General features: G+C 49.9%; 19 protein-coding genes. 5 read left to right on the top strand and 14 right to left on the bottom strand.

The features are described 5' to 3' along the window. Positions 1–114: 114 nt before the first annotated feature. On the top strand, positions 115–978 hold the full coding sequence (locus H7F31_RS11180; protein ID WP_187104239.1) for an AraC family transcriptional regulator: 864 nt from the start codon (positions 115–117) through the stop codon (positions 976–978). On the opposite strand, the gene H7F31_RS11175 is transcribed toward H7F31_RS11180, so the two are convergent. After that, positions 967–2,070, bottom strand: coding sequence for a hypothetical protein (locus tag H7F31_RS11175; protein WP_187104238.1), 1,104 nt, complete (start codon positions 2,068–2,070; stop codon positions 967–969). The genes H7F31_RS11180 and H7F31_RS11175 overlap by 12 nt on opposite strands. A 395-nt stretch (positions 2,071–2,465) precedes the next feature. Between H7F31_RS11175 and H7F31_RS11170 the strand changes: the two genes are divergently transcribed. From H7F31_RS11170 to H7F31_RS11160, 3 genes are all read left to right on the top strand, one after another. Continuing rightward, positions 2,466–2,705 carry a translation initiation factor 2 gene (locus tag H7F31_RS11170; RefSeq protein WP_246608510.1) on the top strand — a complete coding sequence of 80 codons (240 nt, stop codon included), beginning with the start codon at positions 2,466–2,468 and terminating at the stop codon, positions 2,703–2,705. A gap of 81 nt (positions 2,706–2,786) precedes the next feature. Beyond that, a complete protein-coding gene (locus H7F31_RS11165) occupies positions 2,787–3,434 on the top strand; it encodes a glycosyltransferase (RefSeq protein WP_187104237.1) in 648 nt (215 codons plus the stop codon). 226 nt (positions 3,435–3,660) lie between these two features. Then, positions 3,661–5,094, top strand: coding sequence for a MocR-like pyridoxine biosynthesis transcription factor PdxR (locus tag H7F31_RS11160; protein WP_187105299.1), 1,434 nt, complete (start codon positions 3,661–3,663; stop codon positions 5,092–5,094). A gap of 29 nt (positions 5,095–5,123) precedes the next feature. Here the strand turns inward: H7F31_RS11160 and H7F31_RS11155 are convergent, their stop codons facing one another. After that, the gene (locus H7F31_RS11155) at positions 5,124–5,867 is read right to left on the bottom strand and encodes a YggS family pyridoxal phosphate-dependent enzyme (RefSeq protein ID WP_187104236.1); all 744 of its coding nucleotides are present in this window, start codon (positions 5,865–5,867) and stop codon (positions 5,124–5,126) included. A gap of 23 nt (positions 5,868–5,890) precedes the next feature. Next, entirely contained in the window at positions 5,891–7,483 is a 1,593-nt protein-coding gene (gene serA, locus H7F31_RS11150; protein ID WP_187104235.1) for a phosphoglycerate dehydrogenase, read from the bottom strand. Between the two features lie 264 nt (positions 7,484–7,747). Between serA and H7F31_RS11145 the strand changes: the two genes are divergently transcribed. Then, positions 7,748–9,100, top strand: coding sequence for an amino acid permease (locus H7F31_RS11145; RefSeq protein ID WP_187104234.1), 1,353 nt, complete (start codon positions 7,748–7,750; stop codon positions 9,098–9,100). On the opposite strand, the gene H7F31_RS11140 is transcribed toward H7F31_RS11145, so the two are convergent. From H7F31_RS11140 to H7F31_RS11090, 11 genes are all read right to left on the bottom strand, one after another. Further along, positions 9,089–9,715 (bottom strand): LysE family translocator, encoded by a 627-nt coding sequence (locus H7F31_RS11140; RefSeq protein WP_187104233.1) that lies wholly within the window; start codon positions 9,713–9,715, stop codon positions 9,089–9,091. The two genes, H7F31_RS11145 and H7F31_RS11140, sit on opposite strands and share 12 nt — an antisense overlap. Positions 9,716–9,862: 147 nt before the next feature. Continuing rightward, positions 9,863–11,260: an extracellular solute-binding protein gene (locus H7F31_RS11135; RefSeq protein WP_187104232.1), complete on the bottom strand. Its 1,398-nt coding sequence runs from the start codon at positions 11,258–11,260 to the stop codon at positions 9,863–9,865. A gap of 78 nt (positions 11,261–11,338) precedes the next feature. Continuing rightward, positions 11,339–12,388 carry a zinc-dependent alcohol dehydrogenase gene (locus H7F31_RS11130; RefSeq protein WP_261800378.1) on the bottom strand — a complete coding sequence of 350 codons (1,050 nt, stop codon included), beginning with the start codon at positions 12,386–12,388 and terminating at the stop codon, positions 11,339–11,341. Continuing rightward, positions 12,388–13,269, bottom strand: a complete 882-nt coding sequence (locus H7F31_RS11125; protein ID WP_187104231.1) for a carbohydrate ABC transporter permease — start codon at positions 13,267–13,269, stop codon at positions 12,388–12,390. Before H7F31_RS11125 ends, H7F31_RS11130 begins: the two co-directional genes overlap by 1 nt. 12 nt (positions 13,270–13,281) lie before the next feature. Next, a complete protein-coding gene (locus H7F31_RS11120) occupies positions 13,282–14,250 on the bottom strand; it encodes an ABC transporter permease (RefSeq protein ID WP_187104230.1) in 969 nt (322 codons plus the stop codon). Between the two features lie 91 nt (positions 14,251–14,341). Next, on the bottom strand, positions 14,342–15,988 hold the full coding sequence (locus H7F31_RS11115; RefSeq protein ID WP_187104229.1) for an extracellular solute-binding protein: 1,647 nt from the start codon (positions 15,986–15,988) through the stop codon (positions 14,342–14,344). A gap of 283 nt (positions 15,989–16,271) precedes the next feature. Continuing rightward, entirely contained in the window at positions 16,272–17,978 is a 1,707-nt protein-coding gene (locus tag H7F31_RS11110) for a hypothetical protein (protein WP_187104228.1), read from the bottom strand. A gap of 53 nt (positions 17,979–18,031) precedes the next feature. Then, complete coding sequence (locus tag H7F31_RS11105; RefSeq protein ID WP_187104227.1) at positions 18,032–18,502, bottom strand: GNAT family N-acetyltransferase; 471 nt, start codon at positions 18,500–18,502, stop codon at positions 18,032–18,034. 89 nt (positions 18,503–18,591) lie between these two features. Next, positions 18,592–23,586 (bottom strand): S-layer homology domain-containing protein, encoded by a 4,995-nt coding sequence (locus tag H7F31_RS11100; RefSeq protein WP_187104226.1) that lies wholly within the window; start codon positions 23,584–23,586, stop codon positions 18,592–18,594. 129 nt (positions 23,587–23,715) lie between these two features. After that, positions 23,716–25,074 (bottom strand): FAD-dependent oxidoreductase, encoded by a 1,359-nt coding sequence (locus H7F31_RS11095; protein ID WP_187104225.1) that lies wholly within the window; start codon positions 25,072–25,074, stop codon positions 23,716–23,718. A gap of 118 nt (positions 25,075–25,192) precedes the next feature. Further along, a complete protein-coding gene (locus tag H7F31_RS11090; protein WP_187104224.1) occupies positions 25,193–26,206 on the bottom strand; it encodes a LacI family DNA-binding transcriptional regulator in 1,014 nt (337 codons plus the stop codon). Positions 26,207–26,380: the final 174 nt, after the last annotated feature.

The raw sequence follows: 26,380 nt of genomic DNA, 5'->3' as shown, positions 1-26,380 counted from the left end.
TTGCCTATCCGTTTTTTTCATTATAAGATGACGTTGCACTTGGAATTTCGGGTTATACTGACTTTTATACATGACATTTCGGACATTTTACATTCGAAATATGGAGTGATCACGATGACTATTCAACGTACAATCGACTTGTCTCAAGGCGACAACTATTTTCGACCCGAAGTTCCCATATTTGTGAACAGGGCGGTTGAATCTTTTTACAAAATCGAACATCGACATGACTTTATTGAAATCAGCTATGTCGCCGAAGGTTCCGGCACTCATTATATCGGTGATCAGTCGTTGCAAGTCCATCAAGGAGATATATTCCTGATACCAGTCGGGGTCTCCCATGTATTTCGTCCTGCTACCACATCAAGCAGCCGTCCGCTCATCGTCTACAACTGCGTGATGGCGCAAGAATCGATTCGACTGCTGCTGCAGAGCTTCCCGGGAGGAGTTGCGCTTGCGACACTGCTCGATGAACCCGATTGGAGACAATACCGCGATGCGTTCGGTGAATTCCGAAGGTTGTTTCTGAAGCTGTATGATATCTACGCAACGAGGCGTTCAGGCTGGAACACCGGACTGCACTTGGCCGTCATCGAGCTGCTTATGTTTCTGCATAGTTACCAGGACGGGCAGTTTGCAACTACGCAGCAAGCCGGTTTACCAACTATGGAGGCGGCGCTCCATTTTATCCATAACCGCTTCCATTCTCCCCTTACATTAATAGAAGCGGCTGAGCTGTCTGGACTTGGAGAGCGACAATTCCATCGAAAATTCAAGAGCCGAACCGGCATGACGTTTATCGATTATGTCCAATCGGTCCGTATCGACGAAGCATGCCGCCTGCTCCGTTCAACCGATCGCAAAGTAGCCGACATCGCTTCTTCCGTCGGCTACCAGGACATTACTTTCTTCAACAAGCTGTTCCGAAAAAAAACGGGCATTTCACCGAGGGAGTATCGGAAAGAACTACAGTTGTGAGATGCTTTCGATCTGCCAGGCTTCCACAAAGGTGAGTCTTCTAAGGTGGAAAACTTTTGTTGATTTATTTATGCAAGTTCCCGAATGAACTTCACAACTCTCGACGGGAATATCTACCGCAAGCTCAGATACGTGTTCGGGGGCCGGCTCTAAGATACGATGTTTAACTATTTTATCTCCCGAAAAAATAGGGGTTGCATTAGTGCTTGAGACAAGCATGAGCGCAGACATCAGTCCTTGATCCCGATAATGGCCGGCAAGAAAATACGCATCAATGATTTGATAAGGGGTCAATCTCATCATCAATGCACTTAAAGTTCCTGAAGCCTTGGTTGCCATTATTTGATGACCCAAGTCGACATTGTTTTTGGAATGTGTTGTGCTTCCGATAAAATGAATGCAAAAATGGCCCTTGAAATCGTTGTCCGGAATACCGTCGCCTCCGTGAGGCATCCCGTTCATTGACGCCGCAAATGATCGACCATTCGATTCTACGAGGATCGCCCTCCGACTCCAACTCCATTTTCCTCCATAGATTTTTTTCATCGTTTCCGAATCTGATTTCGTCAGAGGTTGGACATCGGCATGACTACTTCCCGCTCTCCGTTGACCTTGGAACCTCAGCCCTGTTTCAAGGTCGATAATCGTAAATGTTGCCAGGCGAGGCAGCAGCTCATTTACTTCACTCCAGTGGAGAGGCTCGCCATAATGTTGGCTTCGAAGCAACCGGGCTTGATTAAGCAGTTCCGTACGAGCTTTTGGTTTAAGCTCGACCATTTTTCCGTTGCTCCTATGGAGATTTCCGGAGGTATCCAAGATGAATTCCGTACTTTCCCCATGGCAGCTCGCATGAAGAATAACGTCAGTGGCCTGATAAGCATATTTTTCTTCGTAGTCCTTTGTACCATTTAGCAAAACGCAAGACAGCTTACGACTAGACGAATATTGGGCATCAGGTGACGATTTAACGGATATTTGTATTTCCGGTTTATCAGCATGCGCCATACTGGGCTGATATGTAAAAATCAATACGGATACAGCAAAGATAAGAAAACAGGGGAGCTTTTTTTGGGACAACTTGTTATAGCACATGTTTTATTCTCCTTATGGAAGAAAAATCGAACCTTGGGTTTTAGTATGGTGACAACATGAAATGGCTATTCAACACTTTCATTATTGAGCCCATCATCGACGGGCATGTTGTGCATAGTACTCCCATTGCACGATTGCATAGCCAGGCACCTCCTCTGGATACAATATCCTCGGAGGTGAATCCGTGATGAGATGCGTCTATTGCGAAAATGTGCAGCAGGTTAAAGGGAAAAATCATAAATGCTACGTTTGCTCAATCGTTAGAGTGGATAAGCGAAGTAAGTTGTACAGGTAAACATCAACGAGCGTCTGTTACCTAAATCCCCCTCATCAAAGTGTCACCTCAGTCTTAGCGCACATACATTGATAATGTGTGAACTGAGGAGGGGATCTATTTGGATACCGAAAAGGCGCTCCGGGATATCGAAATTGCCAAAATTGCATTTTTAGGGGCCTCCATAGCCACATTGGGCGATGGGATCGCAGCTCTTGCTGCCGGATTGGCGTTAGATGCATTAGAGCAAGATTTACAAGGCCAGAATCGTAGTCGTAATCTTCTGGATGGCGGATCAACGCAACGACAGCTTGATCACTTTATTAACGAGCTGATTAAAATCAGGAATACAGTGGGATAAGCGGATCAGAACGCTAAATCCATCTGTATAAATTGGGCTTCCAGTCACATAATAGTAAAAACGTAAAAGGAGCCCATAATCATGATATTAAGACGGATTGTTGCTTTAGTGTTGAGCGCTGCGCTTGTTTTAACAATAACGCCGGTAGTACATTCTGTTTATGCTAGTGAGGAAACGAAAGCGGAATGCATGAGCCCGGAGATCATGAAGCTGAAGAGCGATATGCAGAAAGTATGGATCAATCATACCATCTGGACGAAAAGTTATATTGTCAGCGCAATATCCGGTCTAAAAGATCAAGCGGATGTTTTGGAACGGCTCCTGCGGAACCAACAAGACATAGGCGATCTTATTAAGCCTTATTACGGTAACGCTGCTGGCAATAAATTGGCAGAGCTTCTCCGGGAACATATTCTTATCGCCGGAAAAATAATTACTGCAGCAAAAGCTAACAATCAGGCAGAGGTAAAGAAGTTGGAGGCTGCTTGGCATAAAAATGCTGATGAAATGGCTAAGTTTCTAAGTTCCGCAAATCCAAATTGGACGTTTAAAGAACTACAGGACATGCTGTACAAGCATCTCCAATTAATAACGGAAGTCGTACTGAGTTATCTCAAAGGGGATTGGAAAGCCTCAATTGCAGCAACAGATCAGAATGAAATACATATGATTCACTTTGCCAATATGCTTACAGAGGGTATTGTCAAACAGTTTCCGGAAAAATTCTAAAGAATAGGGTAGCGAACTACTCGATTCATCTCCCTCCTCTACGCTCACTTTCGTCCGTTCGGAAGTTTAGAGGAGGGAGATTTTTTGAGTAGGTCTGTTCATGTATAAAGTTGCAAAACATAGAATCGCTGTGATAATATAGCATTCATTTGATTGTCTTTTTATATCAAAAAATCACTTTTTAATCAATCCATAATCCCCTCTCAAAACTTTGGTGGTGATAACAATACTAAAAGTAGACCGTGAAGATGCCCGTCCCATCTGGCAGCAGCTTCTGGATCAAGCGATCCATCATATAACGACCGGAAAATGGAAACCAGGCGAATTGCTGCTCCCCTCTCGCGAGTTCGCGTTACAGCTTGGCGTTTCGCGTTCAACTATTCAGATTGTTTACGAAGAGTTATTCAGCCGTGGATACACAGTAACTTCCCGTAGGGGAGGAACAAGAGTTAATCAACGGATCCGTCCCGTATCTCCTTTAGAGGATGGGGAAATCAAAGGACCCGATCTACCGGATTTGCCGTTCCTTCATGTTTCCATAGGCCATTTACATAGTTGGTTTGGCAATAAAGAAAGGGTTAATCCCGAAATTGATTTCAGTCCCCATGAGCCTTATTTAGATGAACAATTTCAAAGGAATTGGAGACAGTCCTATTTGCAAGCTTCAACAGGAACCGATTTGAATATTTGGGCTTACGGCGATGCCAAAGGTTATCTGCCCCTGCGGGAACAGATTCAACGATACCTGTCATTTGAACGAGGCATTCATGTTCACGTCGATCAAATCCTGTTAACATCCGGCGCTCAGCATAGCATCGATTTGATTGCCCAAGCCCTTTTGCAAGAAGGGGATACCGTCACCGTTGAAGATCCGGGATTCCCCGCTGCATGGATGGCGATGCGTTATCGGAAAATGCATGTTGCTCCCGCGCCAGTTGATGAATTTGGCCTTTGCGTTGACGACATTGACCCGCAAACCAAGCTTGTGTTTGTTACGCCATCCCATCAGTGTGCGGTAGGTGTCATTTTGTCAGAACCACGCCGACAACAATTAGTACAGATGGCTGCTCAATCTCAGTTTTGGATTGTAGAAGATGATTACGACAGCGAATTTCGTTATCGCGGGGATCCGCTTCCTACCTTGTTTAGTCAGCGGCCTCAAAATACATTGTATATGATGAGTTTTTCCAAGATGGTCGCACCGGGAATTCGGATCTCAGCAATTATCGGGCCACATAAAGCCATTGATCGGCTTTCCCAGGTCCATGAATTGACTTATCGTCATCTTCCCATTATGGAGCAATTAACGCTTGCACATTTTATTGAACAAGGACATTTTATGCGCCATATGAGGCGAGTGCGAAATGTGTATAGGCGCAGGCACGAAGCCATGACGAAGGCCATTGCCGCGGCTGGGTTGAGCGAACGCTTTACGCTAAGCGGCGTCGAGACCGGTTTGCATATGCTTCTTGAGGCCGCTCGCTCGTTTGACGAAAAAGCAGTGACAAAATTGGCGTATAAAGAGGGCATTCGTATCTACCCGCTAAGCAAATATTGTCTCGAAAGCGAGCGAAAAGGATGGGTGCTTGGATTTGCTAAAGTAGATGAAGCCGCCATCGAGCAAGGTATTGAGCGTCTGGCAAGGATACTGTTGCAATAAGCATCCTTGCCCGTTTTTTGCGCTGCAGATTAATCATTCCCGCGTTTGTTTTCGTTCCAGTAATATCGATCCGGCAAGTAGCGTTGGCCAAATACGCTTGTCCCTATCCGGATAATGGTGGCTCCTTCTTCAATTGCCGCTTTGAAATCACCAGACATCCCCATTGAGAGAATGTCCATTTTTACGCGGGGATATTTTTTCTCTTCAATTTGCGCTTGAATGTTTTTTAACAATCGAAAACAATGCCGTGTTTCTTCGTTTGTGGCATTTAATTTACCAATTGTCATCAGACCTTTTATGTTTAGTGTTTCGAATCGGGATAATTGTTCTATCAATTCCTGCGCTTTTTCCGGTGGGACTCCGAATTTGCTAGCCTCATAAGACGTGTTGACTTGCACTAGAATATCCATGGTTTTGTTCATTTTTGCGAGCTGTTGGTGCAGAGCCAGCCCCAGCTTTAAACGATCCACAGAGTGAATGAGTGTCACATATTTCACAACATCCTTCACTTTGTTCGTTTGCAAATGTCCGATAAAATGCCATTCCACCTGTTGATGCTGCTGCATAAGCGGGAACTTGTCCCGCAGTTCTTGCGCTTTATTTTCACCAAATAACGTTTCTCCCGCCTGCATAGCTCTGTTCAATTTTTCTAGCGGAACGGTTTTGGTTGCCAGTAACAATTTCACATCTTCTATGCGACGACCGGAAGCGCGGCAGGCCGACTCCATCTCCTGCTTAATTGTTTTTAAGTTTTCCTCCACAAATTGATCCATGTTTTCTCCCCTCCTTAATCGCGTCAGTCAAAGATGATCTCTCGTACACGTTTGATTTCGGGAATTTCCAGCAATGCTTCTATGACATGTGCGGATGCCTTATGATCAATTTTCAGGATCATGACCGCGGAACCGCCTATTTCATTGCGACCCACTTGCATCGTTGCGATATTAATACCGTTATTGCCTAGCAAATTTCCAACGCGTCCAATGATGCCCGGTTTATCATTTTGTGAAATTAACAAAACATACCCTTCGGGAGTAATGTCGACCGGATAAGGCCCGATTCGAGTAATCCTTCCCTGAGCGCCAGGTAAAGCAGAACCCGATACCCATCTCTCCTCAATCGTCGTCTTTAGCCGAATCGTGATTTCGCTCGTAGAACTTTGGGCCAAGACTGATTTTCGCACCAGCAAATGAATATCCCGCGATTTTGCCAAGTGAACGGCATTGACGACATTGACTCGCTCCGAACCGAGATGATGGGAAAGCAATCCCTTTAGCACATAGGGAATCAGCAGCGATGCATCCAGATCGGCAAGTTTCCCTTCGCATTCTACCGCAACTTCACGCACCGCTCCGTCGGTCATCTGGGCCAGTGAGTTTCCAAGTTGCTCGCACAATGCGAAGCAGGGTTGCAATTTGTTCAGAAGGTCTGTTGGAACAACGGGCATATTGACCGCATTTTTAAAAGGTTCATTACGCAAAATATGAATAACTTGCTCGGAAACATCTAGAGCAACATTCTCTTGAGCTTCCAAGGTAGACGCGCCCAAATGCGGAGTAACAATGATTTTGGGATGTTTTAAGAATGGGTGATCTGCCATTGGAGGTTCATTTTCAAATACATCGAAGGCAGCGCCGGCTACAATTCCCTTGTCCAGCGCCTCCATAAGCGAAACCTCGTCAATAATTCCTCCGCGAGCGCAGTTAACAATTCTCATTCCCCGCTTCATAACATTGAATTGAGGTCTGGCGATCAAATGATGCGTCTCTTTTGTTAATGGCGTATGTACGGACAAAAAATCTGCAGTCCTGATGATTTCATCCATTGTCAAAAGTTTGATGCCCAATTTGTCGGCTCTCTCTTTTGATAGATATGGATCATAACCAACAACATCCATTCCAAACGCCGCGGCGCGTTTGGACAATTCTATGCCAATGCGGCCAAGCCCCAGCACGCCGAGCACCTTATTTCGCAATTCGACGCCGAGAAATGATTTGCGATCCCAATGGCCAGTAATAGTTTTGGCATAAGCTTGCGGAATATGTCTTGCCAGAGCCATCATCATCGCAAAAGTATGCTCGCATGTCGTAACCGTATTGCCATCGGGCGCATTGACCACAATAATTCCCCTGCTTGTGGCGGCTTCCAAATCAATATTGTCTACTCCTACACCTGCTCTGGCTATTACTTTCAAATGAATTCCAGCCTCTATGACGCGGCGGGTAACTTTGGTTTGAGAACGAACCAGTAGCGCATCATAGGAAGAAATAATGGATATAAGCTCCTCTTCGCAAAGTCCTGTAATTTGGGACAGCTCTACATCCTCAGCGCCTATCAATTGCTGTAATCCAAAATCGCTAATAAGATCCGTGACCAGAACTTTAAACATACGATCCCCTCCTCGTAGAATACCATGCCAGTATATCAGTCAATGGATTGGATATACATATCCATAAAAACGAAAATGAGCAGTCCAAATAAAAGATAAAAAAGTCCATAGCAGCAAACTGTCTCAATGAATGTAAAAAAGGCAAAAAAAGTCGTCTCAAAAATCATGCTTTTGAGACGACTTGAAACGACTTGGAATAACAACGAGTCCAGTTTGTTAAAATAATGTAGCCCGCCCATTAAGTCAATCGAGGAGCCCATGTTCATGAGCGATTCCGCATCGAAGCGTCACGCATCGAAGTCAGACGACAAACAAGGCAATATGTCCTGGTGGCAATTGGCCTTGTTCGGTTTGGGGACAACCACGGGAACAGGATTTCTGCTGGGCTCCAGCTTGGCCATTGAAAAAGGCGGCTTCTCCGTCATTCTCAACTTTTTGCTTGCAGCCGTCGGTACCTTTATCGTATTTCAGGCACTGGCGAAAATGATTGCCCAGCACTCCGAAAAAGGGTCGTTTCGAACGTATTCCAAGCAAGCATTCGGACATTGGGCGGGCTTCAGTCACGGCTGGGTATACTGGTCCTCCGAGATGCTTATTCTCGGAAGCCAATTGACCGCCATCGGTTTATTCACGCGATTTTGGTTTCCGAATCTCCCGCTGTGGATGCTAACGAGCGGTTATGCCGTATTGGGAGTCGGAGTTCTCTTGCTCGGTACGGCTTGGTTCGAGAAAACCGTCAATGTGCTGGCTATTGTCAAAGTAGCGGCAATCGCAATGTTTATCCTATTGGCCTGCCTCGTCATTCCCGGTTTTCTGGGTTCGGAGAATGCGCATACGCATGCGCCAAATTCGTTTCAAGGCATCTTCAAAGGCGGTGCGATGGGCGTTTGGACAAGCTTGATTTACGTTTTCTTCTGCTTCTCGGGCATTGAAGTGATGGGTATTATGGCAGCGGAATTAAAAGAACCCAAGGAGGCGCCGAAATCGGGGCGTTTGATGATTGCCATCATTACGTTCCTTTTTGTTGTTTCCATCGGACTGGTGCTCTTTGTAACGCCAATTGATCAAATCACCACGCAAGAAAGCCCCTTCGTAACGGCATTAAAGGATCTGCATTATGAAGTGCTCGTCCATATTTTCAACGGTGTCCTGATCATCGCCGGATTTTCGGGCCTCGTCGCATCCCTCTATTCCGTTACTCTCGTCATGTCGATGATAGCGGACGAAGGCGATGCGCCGAAGTTTTTTTCCAGAAAAACCCGCAAACGAAAATTTCCCTACGGCTCTCTCCTGTTGACGTTAGGGGGAATGGCGGTATCCATCACGGTTGCTTTGCTGCTTCCCAATCGTGTATACGAATTTATTACAACGGCCGGCGGACTTATGTTGTTATACACGTGGCTCTATATATTGTTCGCTTCGTACAAGCTTTTGAAGCTTAATGCGTGGGGACGCGCGCAAAGCTATGTCGCAATTGCATTATTGCTTGCCGCGGTAGTCGGTACATGGTTTGACGGATCAACCAGACCCGGTTTTTTTATTAGTCTGGGATTCATTGGCGCCATCGGCATCGTCACTATTTTTATGCGCAAACGATGGGCCGAATTAGAGAAATAACGCCTTGATCGCTTGCCACTCAAAATATAAGCCGAAGCCCAGCAAGCAAACGCCCGCCGCTCGCGAAATAAACACAAGGACGCCTTCATGCAGAAACTTTTGGAATACGCTGGAGATGGAAGCCATGGCAACATCCCACAGCATGAGTCCGATAAATATGCCCGAGCTGTATAGCAGCAATTCCAACGTGTCGTACTTCTGGGCGGTCGTAGCCAAAATCGAGCCGTAAATGCCAAGCCAGAATAAAATGCTGACCGGGTTTGAGAAGGTCATAAGGAAACCGGCGTAAAAGGATTTTGTATGCGATTCATTGGAACGCTGCTCCGATAATGATAACATATCGTTTTTTTTGAAGCTTTCTACGCCTGTATAAATAAGAATAAACCCGCCGAACAGCCACAAAAATGTTTTGGCAAACGGCGTTTCCAGGAAATGAGCCAATCCGAAATAAATGAGCATCATAAATACCGCGTCCGCGGCCATCGCGCCAAGACCGATCAGCCAAGCGTGCCAGAAGCCATGTTTGATGCCCTTCTCAAGCTGCGCCGCATTAACCGGACCGATAGGCGCCGCCAAAGAAAAACCAAGCAAAACGTAACTAAAAAAAATGTTCATGCGCATACCCCATTCTACAGAGATAACTGTACTTGTACATCCTATTGAGGACTTGTCTGCACTAGAACCTGGCTTGAGCAACACAAACAAATAAAGCCCGCTAATGGCAGCGGGCTTCATGGAAAGCATATTTTTTCAAGACGCATACTATGCAAACTCTTGATCAAGAGCCTGCTCTATGCTAGCGATTGCATTCGAGGCGGTTTCAAGCCCCGCCCAATACAACTTGAGATGATGAACCATAGCTGTAAGCTGGGAGCGCTTCATATTCATGTCGGAGTAGTATCGGTAGCTTGGCATAATTTCACGAAACATTTGATATCGCTTGGGCTCGCCCTGCTTGTTCTGCCGCTCCGACTGGGCCGCTTCCTTCACGCTAGGGATGGACAGCGTCTGATTCCTCATAAACATCTGCGCTTCTTTCGATGTTAAAAAATCTACCAGCAATTTCGCCGCCTCCTTATGGGCCGACTGATTGCTGATGCCGATTCCTACGTTCAAAAGCAACGTTTTGGGCGTCTCTACATAAGGAACAGGCGAGATATCGTATTCGAACGACGCCTGCTTTAATTGATTCAATCTGAAATAAGTGGTGACAATCATTGACGTTCGTTCTTCCGAAAACAAACGCTCCGGATCCTGCGAGTTCTCGAATACAAGGGATGACGCCGTATATTCGTTCGTAAACAGCTCTTTTAACGTGTGAATGCTATTGGTGAACGGCTCGCTTCGAAAATTAAACTGGCCCGCCTCGTTCCTTTGCAACTGAAAATCATGCTGCAGCAACCAAAGCGGCCATCGATTGTTGGAATAAGGATAAAAAAAGAAGCCCAATCGCTTATTCTCTTCCCCGTTCTTGGCCAATACTTCCGCGGCTCTGTAAAAGTCGCTCCAGGTCCAGCTGCTGTCCGGCTCCGCCAGCCCGGCTTCTTGAAAGTGTCTTCTATTGTAACAAAGAATAACCGGCGAAAAAGAAAACGGCTTGACATAACTCCGGCCTTCAATGGTGAACGCGCGATTGAGAAACGGATAGATTGCTTCGTCAATCGGCTGCTCCGTCAGCATTTGCAAACGGGATGTCTCAAGAAAATGCTTAAAATCGTAAAAGTTCAACAAAACGACATCCAGCATTTGCTCTTCCATAAACTCAATGGCTTGATCGGCGTAATGATCCGTATGCATCGTCATGCGCTTAACCTGTATATGCGGATGCTTCCGCTCGAACATATCCAGCAAAGCCGCCATGTCGATCTCCTGGTCCACTTCAGGGTAATAGCAGAACCGAATGCTCGTCCTGCCGCTTCCTTCGCCCGGCTTCAGCACCATATTGCCGATTTTCGGTTTTTTGACGATAAGCCCTTCGTTTACGAGCTCCTCCAACCCTTTGCGAACCGATTTTTTGCTCAATTGAAACTGTTCGCCCAGGACGTCCTCCGACGGCAAATAACTCCCCGGCGCCAGGGTCCCGCTAAGTATATCTTCTCTAAGCTGATGAACCATCGTCTCGAGCCGCACTCGAAACGTGGTTCTGCTTGGCTTTTCCATACAATGCACTACCCTTCGTATAATACCGGACATATCTTACAAAATTTCGGTACCTTATATACTTGGTAGTATATATCACTATTCATATGTTATCAATGTGCCTAAAGCAGGCGAAACCGACATAAATAAACCATCGTACATGCCCGGAATCTCGTCAAGATGCACGCTCTGATTCACCAGAGGATTGATCGAGATGCGCTTCTCCCGCAAGAGCCGAATATATTCGCTCATATTTCTGCCTTCGGTCCAGCGTACATAACCCAGCGGATAGTCCTGACCGTTGGCTTCGTAGTTGCTGTCGTAACGTCCGGGGCCGCCAGCTCGCGATATGCGAATATCCGCCTCTTTCCGGAACATCTTCTCTCTTGAAAAATTCATTTCGAGATCGCCGACAATGACGATGTTGCCCCGATCCCGTATCCAGTCCAGGCTTCCGTCAATCAACCCGTTGTTTTTGCCATTGGCCGCGAGCAGCACCGCATCCACTCCGCAACCCTCCGTCGCCTGATGGATGACGGCTTCAAGCTCTTCTAGCGATTGGGCGGTTCTGCCTTTGCTGAGCGATTCGAATAAGGCGCATCGCTCCGCCTGCAAATCGTAAACAATCGTATCGTAAGCCGCCGCGCTGGCAATTTGGGCCGTAATCTGGCCGATAATGCCCATCCCCACAATAACGACCGATTGGCCGAACTCCAGCTTGGCCTGCCGCAGCGCATGTATGGCGATAGCGCCGAGTCCGGCAAATGCCGCTTCCTTCATATCCACGTCATCCGGCACAGGCGATGCAAGATGCTTGGGCACCAGCATGTATTCGGCATGGCGAACATAAGGCGCGCCGTAGCAGGCTACGCGATCGCCCGGTTTGACGTGATGGACGCCCTCCCCCACCGCGCTTACAATGCCGCATGCGCTATAGCCAAGCGCAACGGGTTGCTGATGATTGGACATCAGCATCAGCCGCTCTGTACCGTTGCTTACGCCGGAATATACGGTCCGAACAAGTACGGAGTGAGCCTTCACCTCGGGGACGGGTACCTGTTGCACGATCGCCTTGCCTTTGTAGCTGAATATGGTCTTCATAGGACTGTCGAGCTTTTTCGTTTCGCTTATCTGCAATGGATTTATCATTATTCTTTTACTCCTCCAAGCATAACGCCTTTGGCAAAATATTTTTGCAGAAACGGATAGATGACGAGAATAGGCAACGTCGCTATGACTGTCGTCGCATATTTGATCGTCTCGGATACGCCGACTACGTCGCCGCTTCCGACCCCGCCGAGCATATCGTTGGTCTGCGAGGAAACGAGAATTTCCCTAAGCAGCAATTGCAGCGGATGCAACGAACGATCCTGCAAATAAATCATGGCGTCAAACCAGCTGTTCCAATGGTAGACGGCGTAAAATAACGTCATGACGGCGACAACCGGCATGGACAGCGGAAGCACGATACTCCACAGTATCCGGTATTCGCTAGCTCCTTCCATTTTGGCCGATTCGATAAGTCCGTCGGGTATGGTGGATTGAAAGAAGGTTCGCATCACGATCAGATTATAGGCGCTGATTGCGCCCGGCAGCAGCAGAGCCCAACGCGTGTCGAACAAGCCAAGATCGCGCACGTTCAAATACATCGGGATAAGTCCGCCGCTGAAAAACATCGTAAATACAATAAAAAGCATAATGCCATTGCGGCCGTGCAAATCTCTCCGCGACAACGGATAGGCGCCCAAGGTCGTCAGGACGAGGTTGATCAGCGTGCCCGCAAGGACATAGAAGATCGTATTGCGGTACGTGAGCCATACGCGGGAGTCGTTGAATACCCGTTCATAAGCCTCCAGATTAAATCCTTTGGGCCATAATGAAACGGCGCCGGACGCGATGGATGCCGCATCGCTGACCGAGGACACGATGACAAACCAAAGCGGATACAGAAATAGAAACGATCCAACCACCAGCAATACTATATTGAAAGCGTCAAACACGCGCTCCCCAATCGACTTATTGTAAGTCATCTGCGTTTCCCCCTACCATAAGCTGCTTTCCGCCTTCTTCTTGGCCAATTGATTCACCAGTACAAGCAGCGTAAAGTTAATCACTGAGTTGAACAGGCCTACGGCAGCGGTAAAGCTGTAGTTGGCTTCGGTAATGCCTCTGCGGAAAACAAAGCTTCCGATCACATCCGCCGTCTCATAAGTTGCTGAGTTATATAACAAAATGATTTTGTCAAAACCGACAACCATGAAATTTCCGATATTAATAATAAGCAGAATGATGATGGTCGGCATGATGCCCGGCAATGTTATGCTCAGCATCTGTCTCCATCGTCCCGCCCCGTCGACTGCCGCCGCTTCATAAAGAGAAGGATTGATTCCCGATAGCGCGGCGAGGAAAATAATGGAGCTCCAGCCTACGCTTTGCCATATGCCTGACCCGACAAAGATTAAGCGGAACCATTCCGGCAGAATCATAAAATTGATCGGTTCGCCGATCACGCCTATCGCCAGCAAGGAACGGTTAATGATGCCGTCCGGCTGCAGGAAGTCAATCAGCATGCCGCATACGACGACTAGCGATATGAAATGCGGCAAATACGAAATAGATTGCACAAATCGCTTAAATATTTGATTTTTGAGTTCATTAAGCAGCAACGCCAATATAATGGCGGCCGGGAATCCGAATATAAGCTGATACAGACTGATCACTATTGTATTCCGCAAGATGCGGACGAAAAAATAGCTTTCGAAAAATTGCTGAAAATGCTTGAAGCCGACCCATGGACTGTCTCCAATGCCGAGGAAGGGCTTGAAGTCTTTAAAAGCAATAATCGCCCCGTACATAGGTTTGTAATGGAAGACAATAAAATATAAAACAACGGGAATCAGCATGATATAAAGCGATCGGTTTTTAATAACTCCTCGGAATGTCGCTCGCCGGACGCCTTTTTTCAAACGATCCGGAACCTTGTTATTCGATTTAGCCGCGTTAGCGTTCATATGCCCGTTCCTTTCCGGGAAGCCCGTTAATGCTCATTTGGTTAAAAAGGCGGCCCCAAAAGCTTAAGGGGCGCGCCTGCCTTGCATGCCGTTACTTGCCGAGGTAGTTGTCGTAAGCTTCCTGATAGACGGCAATGATTTCTTCGATTTTCATTTGCTTCAGTTGCTGGACAAAGCTATCGTATTCATCAAACGAACGGTTGCCCATCACGAAACCGTTGGCATATTCATCGCGGTAGGTGCGAATATCCGCCAGCAGCGACGCGACTTTATCATTTTGCTGTGCAGTCAGCGTAATCGGAGGGAACGCCTTGTCAAAATTGATGTATTTCCCTACCTTCTGCTTGGCTTCAATCGCTTCTTCCATGTCATATTGCTCCAGGTAACGCTCGTCCGCAACCGTCGACCACATTCCGCCGCCAATGGTGTAGCTGAGCAATGATTCCGTGGAATTAAGCCCCTCCGGGTTGTTGAACACGGCATCGGTAAACTTCGGATAACCGTCAACCATCTCGTACGATACGCCCTCTTCGCCAAAGTTGTTCAGCATAATGCCTTCCTCCGAATATTGGAAGTCAAGCCATTTGACCGCTTCTTCAATATGCTTGCTCTTGGCGGAGATCGCTACGCCTACAGTTCCAAGCGGCCATGCGTGGAAGCCGAATCTTTGCTCGCCCTTCGGCCCAACCGGCGGCTCTGTGCCAACCAGCTTGAACGTTGGATGATCTTTCATCAAGTCAGTGAACGATCGCATATACGATCCGGACCAGCCTGCCCATGCCCCGGCGCGATCCGTTGTTACCTTCTCGGTCAAAAATTTAAAGTCGGTATCTACAAGATAGTTCTGATCAAGCAGCCCTTCGCCGTACAGCTTGTTCAGCCATTGCAGCAATTCCTTGTATTCAGTCTCATACGGCGCGAATTTCACTTTTCCGTTATCAACGTAGAACTCCCAATCGGTATTAAACGCAGGTCCGAAAGTGCGGATGATATGCTGCAAGTTCACGGCTACATAAGGAATCTCGTCCGCAATGCCGTTTCCGTTCGGGTCCCCTTCCTTAATAGCCTTAAGAACGGTATACCAGTCGTCGATTGTTTTCGGCTCCTCGAGCTTCAGCTTTTCCAGCCAATCCTGGCGAATTTGCGGATACATCTGAACCAGATTGTATTCATGCAAATTCAATTGAGGGAACTGATAAATTTCGCCGTCGGCCGTCGTCAGCAGCTTTCTCAGCTCTGGATTATTGTCCAGAATTTTTTTGAAATTAGGGGCATGCTGCTCAATGTAAGGAGTAAGCTCGACGAATGCCCCTTGCTGTCCGTACTTGGGACCTTCCGTCACCATGTTGTTGTAAGCGACAAGATCGGGAAGCTGGCCGCCTGCCATAAGTAGATTGAACGCCTCGACGCCGTCAGCGCCGCTGCCCTGAATCCAGTTGATATTAATGTTTGTAAGCCCTTCCATCTTGGCGAAAGAATTTTTTTCGTTATAATTCTGGCCGCGGAAGTTGCCGTCCGATACAATCCATGTATCCAATGTCAGCTTATCCGCTACGATCGGCAGCGCTCCGGCTTCGGGCTTGCCTTCATTCCCCTCGCTGCTTGAAGTTGGCGATGGTGACGCGCCAGGCGACTCCGCCGGACTATTCGATTTCCCCGAACATGCGGTAACCACCATTACAAGCGCCAGTGCAAGCGCCATCTTGGAAGCTGTTTCTTTTAGCTTATTGCTTGTCATATTCCGTTCCCCCAATCACGATTTGTACTACAAATACACTAGAAAACCTGTTAATGAATTGAAAACCATTGTTTTGATGTCATTTCCTGATATGATAACGGTTTCCATAAATAAACTTAGTTCATATCTAGTGCATATTCAAATGATATAACCCATAACTCTAACTGTCAACACTTTTTTAAATGAGAAATCCTCTATCGAGGCAAAAAAAACTGCGAGAAGTACACTAGCGTGACCTAGATTTTCCGTTTTCGCATGCGGTTGCGCAATTAAGGAGAACCGGTTATCCGAGCTCTTCGTTTTCGGCCCAGTCTCGGCTCAATTCCCCTATCGTCTCTCCAAGATGATTGAAATACGTTCTAAACGGCTCCAGCCCAGTGCCCTCGCCGCTCAGCAAATGAGCCAATGCCGTTTGGACATCCGCTTCAAGCTCCTTCAATTCAGCCCGAATAACGCTTGCTTCCGTAACAGGCGCCGTCAGTTTCTTTACATCCACCACTCTTGCGGGGAACAATGGAAAGTTGTAGCGGGTCAGGCGGGCCAGCTTGCTCCCCACCCGGTCTACAGCCGCCCTGAGGAATGCGCGCTCGCTTGCCGGCGCATATTGCCAATAATCGGCTAAAGCCGCTTCGGCGCTATCGCCCCAGGCGCATCTCGCGAACAAATAGCTGTTATAGCCTTGCGCCCACTTCCAGGAATATTCAGTGCCAGTGCGAGAGCATGGAACAACCAGATTCGTGACGGAGTCGATGCCGAGCCGTTTAAACAGCTCCAGGTCGTCATAGATGCGCTCCGGAAGAGCGGGGAATAACGAACTTAACATAAAGTGGTCGCTGTAATATTCAAACACGCATATATTCCTGTTTTTATCGGCCGCCTTTGCAGCCCATCGTTCCAAAGCTCTTGCAGCTCTAGCGTCTTCGGCACGGCTGTCCGAGGAAGACCATGGACGGCTATAGTCCCTGCCCCAGTAGGCAAACAGGACATCGCTGCGCTCCGACGCCTCTACTCCGTCAAGCAACTCCAGCATATCCCAGGACAAGCCCGCATTATAGGCGATATGCTCGACCGCGATTTCTATGCCTGCTGCGCTCAAAGCCTCTTTTATTCGTTCGGTAAACCGGATATAGCCGGTTAAAAACCGTTTTTTCTCCGCCTCGTTATCGGCGATTGCGGCATCCTCCGGCCACAGCGATATTCGGGACAATGAGGACGGAACCTTGCCGCAATATTGCACGATACCGGCGATAACGCCGTCCTGCCAGCTCAAATCGGAATAATCCAACTGATTTTTTGCCTTTAATTCCGGCATGAAAAACTTCATGCTGTGGCCGCCGAGCGTCAATGCGATGCCGCGTTTAGACAGCTCGGGGGCCAGCGCCGAACCTAGCTCATCCCATAGCATAAACGTCATAAACAGCTCATTGACGCGGTTCTTGGCAAGCCAATCGATCACCGCCAGCAAATACGGCTCGTCCCTCAAATTCTCGTATACAAACCCTCTGCGCCGCATGGACGGAACTTGAACGGCCGGCCTATCCGCGTCATGCGCGCGAGTCCGCTCCCGCTCCGAGCTGTTTGCCTGGCGAGAGACGCGAACGGCCGTTTCTCCCGGATAAACCCATTCGATCCGGAATTCCTCTTTGCAATAGGCGTACACCGCATATAAAGCCGCCCTTTCGCAGCGGCCGGCAAGAATAATAACGTCTTCCCGGCACAGAATGACGTAGGCGTCCTCCGGGTACTCATATCCCGCGCGTTCCTGACCGCCTTCCGCTTCCTTTTGCCAAGGCCATGCCGGCTTTGCCGCCACCGGATCAAACGGCGCAGCCGACAAATGCCGCTCGCAATCGCTCCAGGTTCCGATAATCAACTGCTTGGCATAGACAGCCGTTGCACCCGCATAGACCTCGCTGATCGCTTGCAGTTCTTCGCTTGCAAAGTTTAATACCGGATGCGCTCTCAGCTGTCTGATCGCAAGTTTCCCCATCTTGTATCCCTCCCTATCGCGATGATAAAGACGAGCCGAATGAAATCGGCCCGCTATCTCAGCATTCCCTTGTAGATTCCGGGCTCAGATCCTTCAATGACAACGGCGCCCGATGTCTTGGCATAGAAATCCACCGGACCGGCGCCGCCGATCACGGCGTAACCGTATCCGTCCTGGCGCATCAATTGCAATGTATAGAGATACAGCATTTTGCCGATTCCTTTGCCGCGCTCGGCCTCTTCTACGCCGGTAGGACCGAAATAACCTTTGGCGGTGGCGTCATAGCAAGCAAATCCCGCCAGACTGCCTGCCTCGACCGCCACAACGCAGGCTATGGGGTTGCGGGCAAAAGCGACCTCGCATTCGCTCACCCAGCTTGGGCGGAATCGCTCCTTGACCCACTGTACGACCACATGCTTCTCCGGACCGATCGCCCTTCGAATCACGATGCCCGTTCGCCGCTCGAATGCGTCCATGGGCTCTAGTTGGGGCAGATCGTACAATTTAACCAGCATATCGGCCATGACCGCTTCTCTCCTTCTATCCCAATAGATGCTCCATAGTTCCATCGAATAGGGTAATGCGGGACAATGCCCGCATCACCCGCACTCTTTTATTTGTCAAACAAATTCAATACCCCTTGCACGGCTTCCGCCCTCGTCAAATTCGCTTGCGGCGCAAATTTATCGTTGCCGCGTCCTCGCACCAGGCCTAAGGTTTGAGCGGCCGATACGGCGTCGGCAGCCCACGGGCTGACGGCATCCTGATCCGCGAAGCTGCCGCCCGCGCCGGAAACCACGCCGTTGCCGCGCTTGTACTCGTAAGCCCGGTAGAGAATAACAGCCATTTGCTCTCTTGTAACCGCGGCTCCCGGAGCAAAGGTATTGCCGCTTGTTCCGTTCACGATGCCCGCCTGTAACGCCGCCTCTATCTCCGCCGCGTACCAGCTGCCGGACGCTACGTCGGCGAAGCTGCCCGAACCCGCTTCCGCCGTTTCCAATCCCAAGGCCCGAACGACGAACGCCACAAATTCCGCCCTTGTCGTCACTTTCTCGGGCGCAAATCGATCCTCGCTTACGCCTTGGGCCATCAGCATAGCCGTCATTTTTTTGATCGCTCGGGAGGCCCAGTGGCCGGAAGGCACATCCGAATAAGTCTTGTCGAATTGCATAACTGCATAACGTCCGGATGCCGTCGCTTCCGCAACCATGCGGCCGTTCTTGATCGCTCCGCCGATGAAAGACAGAGTTCCGTTATCGTCTATGCGATAGACGCCGGTTGCATCGGGATCGATATCGCCTATCAAATCAAAGACGAGCGTCACCGGTTCGGCAAATTGCCCGAGCTTCTTCTCGCCGCCTTCTGGTTCGACAACGGACAGAAGGATGCTGCGAATATCGCTTAGCGCAGCAACTTCCGCCGAGTACCGTGCCGATACGGCCTGAGCAAGCGCCTCCCCGTCTTGCTCGCTCGCCCGTTCGAAGGTCACTTTGATCCGAGCTTTCGCCATGCCTTCCGCCAGCTGCTTCAATTGCTCCAGCACTTCCGCCGGAACGTCGACGGCATAATTCCCGCCGTCCAGCCTGATCGACCGATTGCCGGCCAATTCGCCCGCGTTAATAGGTAGCAGCGCGTGGTCCGCGCTAGGGTCCAGCTTGACTGCAACCTCGCCCTGTGCGTTCGGACGAAGCTCGTTCTCGGATACCATCTGTCTTCCTTCTGTCTCCGGTTCAACAGGCGTGGATGGCCCCGATGGCCCTGGGTTAAGGGGAGGATTCGGATCTCCCGCGCCCGGTCTGTCCTTCTGGCGCGCGGCTTCATTCCAATACAACGTATAATCCAGCCTGGATTTGCCGTCTGCCCCCGTTACCTTGATCAGCGTTTTTTCGTTGGCGTTCATCGCTTCAATCGCAATTGTCGCACCTTGCTGCGACGGGATGGCCTCAATCGTCGAATCCGCCGTTAGTTCCTTCACATAGCTGGTGACGCCGGTCGAGAATTCCGCGAACGGCTTGCCGTCAATGGTCACGGAACGCAAGGTCGCATCCGTCTCGGGCACCGGGATTTTTACTAATGCCGTGCCCGCATCCGGCGCATAATAGATGGTGCCGTCGAGACCGATCGTCATATCGTTCGTGAACGTGCCATCGATCACCTTGTATTGCAAAGTCTCCGGATCAATGACGGTCAGTTGGCGGGACAATGTCGTATACAGCATGCCGTCCGGACTCCATCTCAAATGATAAGGTTTCCATTTGCTGGAGTTGTAAAGGCTTGGACGGATCATCTTGCTCTTCACGACTTCCTTCGTTTCTACATCCATCGCAAAGATCGTGCCGTCGACCGCGCCCCATAACAGGCCGTCCGGCCCGAATGAAATATCTCCGATCATCTTCGGCGTTTCGTCGATGCCGGGAATGTCAGGCGTAAATTCGGCTACTTTCCGGCCCTTGGCCACATCCCACACAAAGATTTTGGCTGCCTGTTGCGTCGGCGAGATACCGAGGCCGCCCCATACGGTAGTGCCCCCGTACAACAGGCCGTCCTTGTAAGCCAGCCCGATAATCGCCTGATCTTCGACCACATCGTCGTATTGCGTCCATTTGTCCTGCCGCTCGTCGTAGACGGCAAGCACGCCGCCGAGCATGCCGTAGTCCGCTACCGTGCCGACATACAGCTTGCCTCCGCCCGATGCAATCGCGAAAGGTCGGTCCTGATGATGTCCGATGTCATAAGACAGCACCGGATTGCTGCCAATCTCGGCCGGCTTCCGCGGATCGTATTTGTACATAACCGCTCCGACGTACGTGCCGTAATAAACATGATCGTTCAGGAACCCGATTCCTTCGGGTTGAGCGAACGCCGCTATATTGACATCCATCTCGTCGGTGAACGGGTTGTAGACGCTCATCCCCCGCTGATAGCCTCCCATATAAATGCGCCCGTCCATCGGACCGCTTTCGAGAGCCTGAATCCTTACATATTGAGACGCAATATCCAAATCAACGAATTTAATGGAGTTGTCCCTCGGGTTATAGTACCAGTACTCGCCGTACTGCGTAATCATGGCCAGCACCGTTTCTCCAGCTCCCGCGCCTTCCTTGAGCGTAATCCAAGTCATATCCTTAACGCGCAGCGTGTCCGGCAGAGGGAACGGGAGCGCAATCTTGACCGACTTATTTTGCGCCAAATCGTATTTGAACAGCTCGCTGCCGTTCTTGTAATAAATCTCGTTGCCGTTATCCGGATTCGGTTCCGATAGCATGTTGCTGTATTGGAAACCTCCGAGAACCTCATAGGTGTCCAAGTCCATAACGACCATATTCATCGTGCTGACCGACGCGAACAGCTTATTTCCTACCACGAAGACATCGGCCATCGTGCCGACGGTGCCGCTGTATCCCTTGATCGGAATCTCGGTTTTTTCGCCTGTTTCGCGATGGATCTTGAACAGATGGACATTGGCGCCCAGCGCGGCATAAATATATTCGCCGTGCACCGCAATGCCCCGGACGTAGTCCATGCCGCTCATGACGCCTCCGTAGTTTTTGAACGCGCCGGTGGCAATGTCATATTCGAACACTTTGCCTATCCCTTTATCCTGGAAGGTCGCTCCATAAATTTTGCCGTCGGAGGATGCTTCCAAATCCCAGACCCAGCTGTCGGCAGGATTGACCCCTAGCGATTCAATCCGCTTCTCCGCGGGAAGATAACGATACAGCAGCCCGTCTCCGGTTGCGGCAAAATAAACGTTTTTATCCGAACCGATCGTCATGGCCCACATCGCTTCCGAATTCGGAATCAGCTGCGAAAACTTCAATTCGCCCGTCTCGGCATCCAGAACCGAAAATGGACCCGGCAAACCGTTGGAATGGAAATAAACCTCATTCTCTCCAAGACTGTTCGTTTGAATTTGTCCCGCCTGGCCCAGATTGACGCTTACCATGTCGCCAAGACGAACCGACTCCTGATAGACGCGGTCCAACGGCTCTTCTTTGGGCAGGATTTCAAATGAAACATCGTCAAAGTATGCCTCCGTGATACTCACTCCTCCCGAGTATAACGCCACCCTGGCATAGGCGGCATGCTGAGGGACTTCCGTCTGCGTGCTCATGCGCGACCATTGATTCGTTCCCAGCGAGTTGGAGCTGAACAGCTCCGTCTTCACGCCGACTTGAACATCTTTGGCATCAAAATAATACGTTTCCAACACAATATTATGTGATTGACTGATGACGTTTACATAAGCGCTCGCAATATAGGTCTCTCCGCCTTCTATCCGGAAAGGATCGCTAATGGCCCGCAAACCCTGACTCGAATCGCGATCGGCAAAATAAAGGCTGTTCGAGCCGCTTCTAACGCGTTCCGTGCTAAGTTCGAGTACACCTACCGTACCGGCTCCGACGCTCCAATGCGGAATTCCGCCGGCAGCGGACGGAAGCTCCAAACCAGGGTTCTGAATTTCATTCGGCAAGTCAACCGGCGTCTCGCCGCCATCTTCCGTTATGAACAGGTCGTCAAAGTAAGCCTCTGTCAAGCTTGGAACGCCGGAATTGATGAGAAGCCTCGCCTTGGTTGCGTCGGCAGGCACGGTGAATGGCACTTCCATCAAAGACCATTGCTCTCTGGACAGCTGGGCTGAGGTAAAGTTAAGGAAAATCGGGCTGCCCACCGCCGTTCCCCCATCTTTCTCGAAATGAACTTCAAGGCCTATGCTGTGGGTTTGGTTCATGACGTAAACATAGGCGCCGGCCACATATTTGTCCCCCGCATTTACGTCCAAAGGGTCGCTATACGCCTGGGTTCGCGATTCGATCGACTGATCGGCAAAATGTAAGCTATATTTGCCGCCGCGAACCGGACTGGTCGCAAGCTCCAGCACCCCTACCGTAGGCGCCTTCAGGCTCCATCCGGGAATGACGCCGGACGCCGGCTCCATCTCAAAGTCCAGATTCCGCACGGGTCCCGCCGGCTGTTCCGGCTGCTCCGGCTCTTCCGGCTCCTCCGGTTGGCCGGGCAAGCTGACCGTCTCTATCCACACATCGTCGAAATAGGCTTCCGTTGTAGCCGTTTTGCCGGAATTGAACCTTAGCTCGACCTTGGCCGCATTGTCCGGCACCGTGAATGGAACAACAAGCTCGTTCCAGGCATTCAGCGTCAATGTGCCCTTCGCAAAATTTATGAAAGTTGACGGAGGCTTTAACGGCTTATTGTCGGCAGCGAAAAAATGGATTTCGTATCCGACGCTATGCGATTGGTTGACTACGTACACCCACGCCTTGGCGTTATAAACGCCTCCGGGCACGACATCTATTTTCTCGCTTGCCACCTGCAATTGTTCCTGATTGGTCGGATTGTTGAAATGCATGCTTGTTTGACCAGAGTGTGCAAATGCCGTGCTGGGAGCCACAGTGCTTATTGTATTTGTTGTGATTAGCCGCCAGCCGGGAATTTTGCCGGACCCATCCCCCGTTTCGAAGCCGGGATTGACGATGACCGGATTCGCATCCTCTGCGGATTCGGCAAACGCCTGCATGGATGACATAGAGAAAACTAGCGAGAACGAAAGAATCATGCAGAACCACCGTTTCATTAAACCTTTCTTCATTAGAACGCACCCCGTTAATTGAAGTTTGGTATTCCCATGAACCAGGTAAAGAAATTAAAAACGAATCATGCATTCACCTCCTCGGATTAGTAAGAGCTCTCTGTCATTGGCAGCTTCCGCCCTTCGCCGTCATACCGCGGCTCCGCTAAAGCCAAGCTCCGCATTTCCTGCTAGCAGCAGCTTCTGCAGGTCATCTATAGGCACATCTCCGGTATCGCAGCCCAGCTCCGCCGCCAGCGCCGCCGCCGTACCGGCCGCTTGCCCGATCGCCATGCAGCTAGGCGTCAGACGCGTTGTCGCCTGGGCCTCGTGAGAGGTGGAAATACAGCGGCCCGCCAGCAGCAGATTAGCTGTTTGGAGCGGAACGATGCTCCGATAAGGAATATCGTAGGCCCCGCCCTCTCGGATAAAGTTGGCGGTCACTCCCTTGCCTTCCGGATTATGAATATCGATCGGATAGCCGCTGCGCGCGATAACATCCGTAAATTTGCGCGCGCTCAGCACATCCTGACCGCTGAGCACATACTGCCCGATCATTCTCCGAGTCTCCCTGACGCCTATTTGGGTACCGACGGCGGACACGGAGGCTCGCTCGAAGCCGGGAATGCTTTGCTGCAGAAAGGCTTCCAGCTCCAGCACCTGCTTGCGCCCTTCAATCTCCGCCTTGGTCAAATCCTCGCTATTGGTAGGATCCAGTCCCGACACGCGGGACGTATTGATCAGCACCTCATCCTCGCCGGGGCCGCTGAAAAACAATAACCCGTCCCGCAGGATAGGCAACCGCGCCTCTCTCCACTTGCTATAAAACCCCATTATTCCGGTTAAAGGCAACCGGTCCAGCTCGGAAATCAACGACTTCTCGTAAAATTCCGAGGGATTACTTTTCATATATTGTTTGATTGCCTGCAAATCTACGCCGCGCATGCGGAACTTCATCGTCATCGGCTGCAGCTTCCCATTATCGTTGCCTTTCTCCCATGGAGCGCCGGCCATATAGGCGACATCGCCGTCTCCTGTCGCGTCCACGTATACCTTGGCTTTCAAGTCTCTGATGCCGTTTTTTCCATATAACTTAATGGCGCCGATGCGATCTCCTTCGGTCTCTACCTCAATAACGGAAGTATGAAGCAAAATATCCGCGCCAGCTTCCGCGAGCATATCGCAAGCCAATACCTTGTATACCTCGGGATTATAAGGAGTTAACGTATGGGTGAAGCCGATCGTATCCCGCAGATGACCCGGCGAAGCCCCGAGCGCCATCAGCCGGTCCACAATTTCCTGGGCCAGCCCTTTAATCACTTGCTCTCCGGAAGCCGCGTGAAAGGTCATCCACGGGTAGACCATCGCCGCCGTGGACATGCCGCCGAGAAAGCCGTAACGCTCTATCAGAATGGTTTTGGCGCCGGAACGGGCAGCGCTGATCGCAGCGGTTATGCCGGCCGGGCCGCCTCCCAAAACCGCCACATCGTATTTTTCCAAGTCGTGCATAGAAAATCAACTCCAAATCTGTTTTTGGAGCGCTCCCAATTTAGACATTGGGAGCGCTCCATATTTTATTGTAAAGATAGGACATCGGCCGTCAGCCGTGTCCCCGTAATATTTCTCGTCAGGCTGTTCCTCTAATAATCAAATCGCTTTCAATAACGACATCCTTGGACGCGTGCCAGTCCAACTCGCCCCGCAGCATGTCCAGCAGCAGTTCCACGGCATGCTGCCCAAGCTTTTGCTTATGCTGTCTGACCGTGGTCAACGGCGGGTTCATAAAGGCTGCGGCTTGAATATCGTCATAACCAATAACGGCGATATCCTGCGGAACGCGATAGTTATGCATCGTTAAAGATTCAATGGCGCCCAGCGCCATCAGGTCGTTGGCGGCAAACACTGCATCGAATGCATGCCCTTCCGCAATCAGCCGATCCATCTGCTTGCGCGCTTCCTCCTGCTCGGCTTTGCCGACGGCCACCAATTCCTGCCTGAACGCAATGTCCGCGTCATGCAAAGCCCGCCTGTAGCCGGCATAACGCTCCTCCTCATGCGGAGTGCCGATCAAGCCTTGAATATATACGATCGAGCGTTTGCCCTGGCCGATCAAATAGTTCGTTGCATCGTACGTCCCCTGGCGATAATCGGAGGTTACGCAGGCAAGCGGCAGCCCATCGTAGATGCGTTTTCCAATGAGTACGAACGGAATGCCCTGGTCTCTGTAAAATTGCAAATACTCCTCGCGGATGTTTTCGCCCATAATAACGAGCCCGTCGATTTTGCGGCTGATCGCGATTTTTTTCCAATACTCGTGATCATAATCGCTTCGATTGGAGAACAGCAACAAATCATAGCTGTTCATAGCCGTTATAAGCTGAATGCCTTGAAGCACTTCATAGAAAATATGGTGCGTCAAAAAGTCCAGCTTGGCGCCAAATACGATAACGCCGATATTCCCGGTTTTGCCGCCAGCCAGACTGCGCGCCTGGGGATGCGGCGTATATCCCTTCTCGGCGATAATAGCCAGCACCTTCTGCCGCACTTCCGGTTTTACGCTCGGCTGATTATTAATGACCCGAGATACGGTGCCTCTGGAAACTCCCGCGAGAGCGGCGATGGATTCCAATGTATGCTTCACTGCAACCTCCATACACCATATCCTTCTTGCTAACAAGCTGCCCAATTGCCATTCGTAAAGAAGGTTCTATAGTGGCGCCCCAAAATTGGGAGCGCTCCAAATTGATTTATAATCTTAGTATCCTTTATCCCGGTCTTGTTTGTCAACGTCTTTTTGATGCGCAAAAAATGATCA

The organism is Paenibacillus sp. PAMC21692 (genome assembly GCF_014303795.1).
In the GTDB taxonomy this organism is placed as follows: domain Bacteria; phylum Bacillota; class Bacilli; order Paenibacillales; family Paenibacillaceae; genus Pristimantibacillus; species Pristimantibacillus agaridevorans.
The sequence above is the reverse complement of the archived record's forward strand: the minus strand, read 5'-3'. Positions and strand labels throughout refer to the sequence as shown.